We start from the raw sequence: 7,328 nt of genomic DNA on the forward strand, positions 1-7,328 counted from the left end.
AGGTATTCAGACTTACGTATCTTACCACTGACAGCCCCTTCTGTACCTGAGTAGTGATGATCTCGGCTGAGATAGGGACATTGGGCAATTTTTTGAGAGAAGCGAGGTGCTTTTATGACTGACCAAACTCCAGCCAATTCTGCTCAAGGCGGTTCACAGGGAGCGGCGATGCCTGAATCTAGTATGGGCAGGATTTTACAACGGGGTGGGGAGGAGTTATTGCTGGAAAAGGTGTCCGATCGCTTTGTGGTCAGTCCCTCTAATCAGGCAGCCCTGTTTCAACTGGTACAGGGGTTACCGGTGGAGATGAATTCGGCACAGGTGCCCAATCAATTGACTGAAATTATCGTTGACCCAGCACAGCAAGATGGGGTGATGCAGCAGATGCGAGAGGCAGATGCGGTGAACTATGCCACCCATATCTACCACCTGAAGGATGACCACGGTTCTGTGGTTTATGTGAAAAACCAGATTACGGTCCAGTTTGCACCGGAGGTGAATGAGGCAACGATCGCCCAAATACTCTCAGAACTGGGACTACGGCAGGTGAAACCTGTCATTGGTATTCCCAATACCTTTGTGGTGGAGCTAACACCGGAAGCCACTGAAAATGCGGTCAAAATTGCTAACCGGCTAATGCAGCGATCGCAAGTGCTGACCGCAGAACCCGATGTCGTAGTACGGACTCAAAACCTCCATCGTCCTCCCGACCCGCTTTATCCAAAACAATGGCACCTTAACCACAATGGGGGGTCCCAGCTCACGGCGGGTTCTCACGTGTTTGCCGAACAAGCCTGGGATGTAACTCGCGGAATTCGCTCCATAGTCGTAGCCATTATGGATGACTCGGTGGATTTGCGCCATCCCGATTTTCAGGGAATTGGCAAGATTGTTGCACCGAAGGATTTTAAGGATAAAGACTTTTTGCCGATGCCAGGGGAGTCCAGTGATAACCACGGGACATCCTGCGCTGGAGTTGCCGTTGCTGAGGAGAACGGAGTTGGCACGGTTGGCATTGCCCCCGGTTGCGCCCTGATGCCGATTCGGACAACGGGATATCTGGATGACGGGGCGATCGAAGAACTGTTTGGTTGGGCAATGAGCAGGGGGGCTGCGGTCATTTCCTGTAGTTGGGGTCCAGCCGCCGTTTATTTTCCCCTTTCCCTGCGGCAGCGGGCTGCCCTGACTCGCGCTGCCACAGAAGGACGTAACGGCAAAGGGTGTGTGATTGTGTTTGCAGCAGGTAATTCTAACCGTCCAACTAATGGAACTGTGAACGAACGGGGGTGGCCCAACAATGTTTTGAGTGGGCAAACCGCCTGGTTGGGAGGATTTACGGTTCACCCAGATGTGATCACAGTGTCTGCCAGCACCAGCTTGAGTAAAAAGTCTGCCTATAGCAATTGGGGAACGGAGGTGTCGGTCTGTGCACCCAGTAACAACGCTCCACCAGGGTTTTGGCTTCAGCAAACTGGGTATATCTATACTCCACCAGAGGTAAGGGGACCTTTACCTGGTCTGGGCATTGTCACGGCTGACCGGGTGGGTGCAGAAGGCTATGACCCCAGTAGCTACACAACGGACTTTGGTGGCACCTCCAGTGCCTGCCCCCTGGTCGCAGGGGTGGCGGCACTGGTGTTGTCCGTGAATCCTGATTTGACTGCTGCCGAGGTGCGACAAATCCTGCAACAAACTGCTGACAAAATTGTAGATACCAGTACCGATCCCCAATTTGGCTTCAATAAAGGTACCTATGAAGCAGGCGGCAGATCTGACTGGTTTGGCTATGGCAAGGTGAATGCATTTAAAGCGGTGCAGGCAGCCACGCAGCGACAAAAGCAATCAACCCTAGCCGCTTCTCGCTACCTTCAGCAGCAGGACACGACCAGCCGAGCAATTCCAGATAATAATGCCAATGGGGTAACGAGCTTGGTTCGTTTTTCTGAACCCAATTTGGTGCGAGATATCCAGGTGGGGGTGGCGATCGACCACAGCTTTTTAGGCGATTTGGAAATCAGGTTGAGTGCGCCCTCTGGGGCAACCGTTCTATTGCAGGGGCGAACATTAGGACGAAAAAGCAGCCTTCAGACAATCTATACCTTGCAAACAAACCCCAGCCTACGGCGATTTCTCAACCAACCAGCCAGGGGCGCATGGGAGTTGCGAGTGATTGATTTTGCCACGGGAGACATAGGAACGCTCAAAAGCTGGCAGTTAACCTTGGGTATCTGAGAGGCTTCCAGGCTTAAATCAGTTCAGTTATACTATAGGCGGCAACCTTTCCGTCCCTAACCCCTGCTATCTCGCATCTACCACCTGCGACCTGCTATTTTCACCCCCCTCATCCAAGTGGATGACCCCCTAAGGGTGATGCATAACGCGGTTTTACCGCTTAGCTTGTAAATATACGATTTCTATTTACCGATAAGGAGTATCCTATGTTTGAAGTTGCAGTTTTCTTCACTGGCTATGCCCTCATTTGTGCATTGTTTGTATCTCGCGTGAAGCCTCTAACCTGAGTTCTCTACATTAGCTCTGAATAAGGAGAGAATCTAATGCTAGAAATTACCGTCTTCTTTACTGGTTACGCCCTAATTTGTGCATTATTTGTTTCATTGATTGACTATCCAAATCGGAAGCCAGTACGCTAGACACCAGATAGATTTCTACAGAGCTAGAGCTTAGAGATTCTGGGAATAGCATTCACTATGAAATCAAATAGTCAAGGCAGCGAACCAGTTCAAAATTTGAGGCAGCGATTTATATCACCATTATTGATTTATTTATTAGTGGGATTGTCAGGAATTGGAGTTTCTATCTTCCTGGATGCAAACCCTGTAGTCGAAACTATTTTTCTTTTAATCGCAGGTTTCTTAATCGGAACCTTAATCGAAAAAGTTATTAAGAATACAAGTCGTTAAGTACTGATTTGTAAACTACTTCAATGATTTAAAAGTCTTGCAACTTATGCCAATTTCATTTGAGGATGAGCAGAATTAACTCTTGTAAGACAAGGGGGTTTAAGCTCCTGGTTCAGTGCAGCCTCATAAAGAATGGTGGTGCTGATTAGCAGTATGAATTGGACGAAGTTTCAATTCATACAACTCTCACTTCATACTCAAAATCAGCAACGCCTAAACAATTAGTATTAGGTTGCTCTGCTAATGGTCTGTCAAGTTTAATTTGATGGATAGCGAACACCTACGAAACTAATTAGGGTTACACCAATCAACTATGAGGATGAGCACAATTCAGGACATAGAAGACTTGTTATTCAAGGGTTTCAGTCTTTGAGAGTCTGCCCATCTTCATAATATTTTGGTATTAAGTTTTGAAAGCCTACGACCTGTCAAAATTTTCCTGACAGAACACCAGCTAAATGGTCACAAGAACCCTCTAAAGCCCCGTCATCTGAAGCTGACTTTTGCTAATCGCAGTTGCAGTTGCAGTTGCCAGACTTCTTAGCATTTCAGCCGTAGTGGGCAGATCAACACAGGCATCTGTGATGCTCTGTCCATAAACCAGTTGAGATAAATCCTTCGGAATAGGCTGGTTCCCAGCCACCAGATGGCTCTCAATCATAGCTCCCATGATGTAGGGAGAACCTGCTTTTACCTGGTCAGCAATATTTTGGAGGGCGACTGGCTGGCGAGTATAGTCTTTGTTGGCGTTGTCGTGGCTGCAATCAATCATCATCCGTGGGTTGAGTCCATGCCGGGACAGTTCCTCAGCCGCTTTCTCGACGTTAGACCCATTATAGTTGGGTCCACTCTTGCCTCCCCGCAGGACGATGTGACCATCTGGATTTCCAGTAGTGGTCACAATACTGGCTAAACCATGAGAATTAATGCCTAGAAAATGGTGGGGACGACTGGCTGCCAGCATGGCATTAACGGCCGCGTGCAGACTACCATCGGTTCCGTTTTTGAACCCAACGGGCATGGAAAGACCCGATGCCATTTCGCGGTGAGTCTGGCTTTCTGTAGTACGGGCACCAATAGCGGTCCAGGAAATTACATCCGCAATATACTGCGGAATAATTGGATCCAACAGTTCGGTTGCGGCGGGCAAGCCCAGGTGAGCCAGATCCAGCAGCAGTTTACGGGCAACTCGCAGCCCCATATTAATGTCGTAGCTACCATCCAGATGGGGATCATTGATTAACCCTTTCCAGCCAATAGTCGTCCGGGGTTTTTCAAAGTAGACCCGCATGACAATTTCAAGCTGATCTGCTAACTCAAGGCGCAATTGGGAGAGCTTTTCACCGTACTCCCGCGCTGCATTGACATCATGAATTGAGCATGGACCTACAATCACCAGCAAGCGCCGGTCTTTACCTTGCAAAATGTTACGAATGCGATCGCGGGTTTCACCGACCAGAGACGCTGCCGCTTCCGTAATCGGCAACTCGCTGTGAATAAATGCGGGGTTCAGCAGCGGACGGGTTTCAACAACGTGCAGGTCGTAGGTTTTACGCATGAGATCAGTAAGCATTCGATATATAAGCCCCACTCTTTCCTCTAGCAAGCTTAACAGGTTCAATCCCCCTAAATAAAATGGGGTGATGAACTTGAGACATCCAGAATTTAAAACCTTGATAAAAAGTATTGGACAGTTAATGCCGCTGGACTGAGCTTGAAACTGGCAGGATATAGCGTTTTTGAATCCAGTGAGGTACATGGATAGCCATAAAGCCCTTGAGTCAAACAGATGAGATGTACCTCACCAAGAAAGGAAACGCTATAAAGGCAATTCCCTTGCAAGTTCTATGCCCAGCGAAGACAGCTTTCCGTTGCAACTTCACTTCCTGAGATTGCAATTCCTGAAACTAATTCAGCGTAGAATTGGGTTTCATCGGTATTTTTCCCCCTCCCCATCATGTTTTGTGATTACCTGCAACTGATTCTGACTGCGCGTGTGTATGATGTTGCCCAGGAAACCCCACTGGAAATCGCTCCAAACCTCTCTGCGCGGTTGAATAACAAGCTTTTGCTGAAGCGGGAAGATATGCAATCAGTCTTCTCCTTTAAGCTGCGGGGGGCTTACAACAAGATGGCAAAGCTGCCACCCGAACAGCTTGCCCAGGGGGTCATTGCGGCATCTGCCGGAAATCATGCTCAGGGGGTCGCTCTCGGTGCCCACCAGCTTGGAACCCACGCCACAATTGTGATGCCAGTGACGACTCCCCAGGTGAAGGTGAATGCTGTTCGCGCTCGGGGAGGCGAAGTGGTTCTGTATGGGGATACCTACGACGATGCCTATGCCTATGCTCGTAAACTGGAAGCTGAAAAAGGGATGACTTTCATCCACCCCTTTGATGACCCAGATGTGATTGCTGGGCAGGGCACGATTGGGATGGAAATTTTGCGCCAGTATCAGCAACCCATCCATGCGATTTTTGTAGCGATCGGCGGCGGTGGTTTGATCTCTGGGATTGGGGCATACGTAAAGCGAATTCGTCCCGAAATTAAGATTATTGGAGTAGAGCCGGTTGATGCCGATGCCATGTATCGATCGCTAAAAGCGGGGAAACGGGTGCGTCTGCCCCAGGTGGGTTTATTTGCCGATGGTGTGGCAGTCAGAGAAGTTGGCGAGGAAACCTTCTGGCTCTGTCAGCAATATGTGGATGACATTATTCTGGTTGATACCGATGCCACCTGTGCTGCGATTAAGGATGTGTTTGAAGACACCCGCTCGATTTTGGAACCCGCTGGAGCACTGGCGATTGCGGGGGCAAAGGCATATGCTGAGCGGGAGCAGATAGAAGGACAGACGTTAATTGCTGTCGCCTGCGGTGCCAACATGAACTTCGATCGCCTCCGTTTTGTGGCGGAACGAGCCGAGTTAGGGGAACAGCGGGAAGCCATCTTTGCCGTGACGATTCCTGAAGAACCCGGTAGCCTCTGCCGGTTTTGTGAGTGCATTGACAAACGCAGTCTGACCGAGTTTAACTATCGGATTGCTGATGAGAAAGAAGCCCATATTTTTGTTGGTATACAAATTGAAAATCGGGCGGATGCGGCAAAAATGGCAGCGAACTTTGAGTCGTGTGGGTTCAAAACGATTGATTTAACGGATGATGAACTCACTAAACTGCATCTACGGCATATGGTGGGTGGGCGATCGCCTCTGGCACATAATGAACTGCTTTACCGATTTGAGTTTCCTGAACGTCCTGGTGCATTAATGCAGTTTGTTAGCCGCATGAGTCCCGATTGGAACATCAGTCTGTTTCACTACCGCAACAACGGATCAGACTTTGGGCGGATTGTTGTTGGAATGCAGGTGCCGCCCCACGAAATGCAAGAGTGGCAGTCGTTTCTGGAAACCCTGGGCTACCGCTATTGGGATGAAAGCCAGAACCCAGCTTACAAATTATTTTTGGGATAAGTTCAGCATGCTCCGATCTTCCTTCCCTCCCATCAGATTAGTCTGTCGTCGTCAACGGTGGGTGTTGACTGTTCAGGGATGGTTGGTTACTCTGATTTGCCTGGGGCTGTTGATGATGGGAACCTTTTTCAACCTGTATTCATTTCTAGCGGTGAAGGCTCCAATTCAGGCAGATGCTCTGGTGGTTGAAGGCTGGTTGCAAGACGAAAGTTTGAAGGCTGCGATCGCCGAGTTTCGCTCCCAACCCTATAAGTTGCTGATTACTACGGGTGGACCTCTGCCCGTAGGATTTTACCTGGCAGAGTACAAAACCTATGCCGCAATATCGGCTGCAACCATTGCGGCACTGGGATTTACACAGGAGAAACTGGTCGCAATCCCCGCTGAACCAGTGACCAGAGACCGCACCAATGCGTCTGCGATCGCCGTTAAACAGTGGCTCAACCGCGATCGTCCAGATATTCGCAGCATTAACCTTTGGACTCAAGGTTCCCATGCCCGTCGTAGCTGGCTCCTGTATCGAAAAACATTAGAGCCAGCCATCCAGGTGGGTATTATTCCCACGCCAGATCCAGAATATGACCCACAACGATGGTGGGCTTCCAGTGCAGGCACCAGAACAGTGATGTCTGAATTAATCGCTTACCTCTATGCCCGCATTTTCAGCTTCGGATCCTGATTTAGCCTTAGTCATGTAATTTAAAGCTAAATCAGGATGACTCGACTTCCCTGGCAAACTGCGACGTAAGCTTGGTAGCCCTTGCTCACACAGTACGGAGTAGTGATTGCGGAGTACGGACTAGTGGACTGTCAAGGTTGAAATGATGGGTAAAGTCGTTTGAGTTTAACCCGTGCATCTTCAGTGGTAAATCGCCAATCTATTGTTCGCAATTGGGTATTTCTGCGCTGCTCCCAAGCCAATGTTCTTGTTGCAATGA

General features: G+C 49.2%; 5 protein-coding genes and 1 pseudogene. 4 read left to right on the forward strand and 2 right to left on the reverse strand.

Translation table 11 applies throughout. From position 1 onward, the window contains the following. The first annotated feature begins 114 nt into the window (after window positions 1-114). Window positions 115-2,232, forward strand: a complete 2,118-nt coding sequence (locus AC1S52_RS29925; protein WP_482032704.1) for a S8 family serine peptidase — start codon at window positions 115-117, stop codon at window positions 2,230-2,232. Between the two features lie 476 nt (window positions 2,233-2,708). Continuing rightward, window positions 2,709-2,921, forward strand: coding sequence for a hypothetical protein (locus AC1S52_RS29930; RefSeq protein ID WP_482032705.1), 213 nt, complete (start codon window positions 2,709-2,711; stop codon window positions 2,919-2,921). A gap of 475 nt (window positions 2,922-3,396) precedes the next feature. Here the strand turns inward: AC1S52_RS29930 and AC1S52_RS29935 are convergent, their stop codons facing one another. Next, a complete protein-coding gene (locus AC1S52_RS29935; RefSeq protein ID WP_482032706.1) occupies window positions 3,397-4,494 on the reverse strand; it encodes a 3-deoxy-7-phosphoheptulonate synthase in 1,098 nt (365 codons plus the stop codon). A gap of 384 nt (window positions 4,495-4,878) precedes the next feature. On the opposite strand from AC1S52_RS29935, the gene ilvA reads away from it, so the two are divergent. Beyond that, on the forward strand, window positions 4,879-6,390 hold the full coding sequence (ilvA, locus tag AC1S52_RS29940; RefSeq protein WP_482032707.1) for a threonine ammonia-lyase, biosynthetic: 1,512 nt from the start codon (window positions 4,879-4,881) through the stop codon (window positions 6,388-6,390). 7 nt (window positions 6,391-6,397) lie between these two features. Further along, the gene (locus AC1S52_RS29945; RefSeq protein WP_482032708.1) at window positions 6,398-7,069 is read left to right on the forward strand and encodes an ElyC/SanA/YdcF family protein; all 672 of its coding nucleotides are present in this window, start codon (window positions 6,398-6,400) and stop codon (window positions 7,067-7,069) included. Between the two features lie 131 nt (window positions 7,070-7,200). Here the strand turns inward: AC1S52_RS29945 and AC1S52_RS29950 are convergent. Next, a pseudogene (locus AC1S52_RS29950) lies at window positions 7,201-7,328 on the reverse strand (IS630 family transposase); the annotation flags it as partial.

Source organism: Kovacikia sp. CALU 1929, assembly GCF_056784235.1.

What these genes read in the sequence shown, in the direction of transcription:
- AC1S52_RS29925 (WP_482032704.1), top strand. Translation starts at nt 115, where the DNA reads ATGACTGACCAAACTCCAGCCAATTCTGCTCAAGGCGGTTCACAGGGA.
- AC1S52_RS29930 (WP_482032705.1), top strand. Translation starts at nt 2,709, where the DNA reads ATGAAATCAAATAGTCAAGGCAGCGAACCAGTTCAAAATTTGAGGCAG.
- AC1S52_RS29935 (WP_482032706.1), bottom strand. Translation starts at nt 4,494, where the DNA reads ATGCTTACTGATCTCATGCGTAAAACCTACGACCTGCACGTTGTTGAA.
- ilvA (WP_482032707.1), top strand. Translation starts at nt 4,879, where the DNA reads ATGTTTTGTGATTACCTGCAACTGATTCTGACTGCGCGTGTGTATGAT.
- AC1S52_RS29945 (WP_482032708.1), top strand. Translation starts at nt 6,398, where the DNA reads ATGCTCCGATCTTCCTTCCCTCCCATCAGATTAGTCTGTCGTCGTCAA.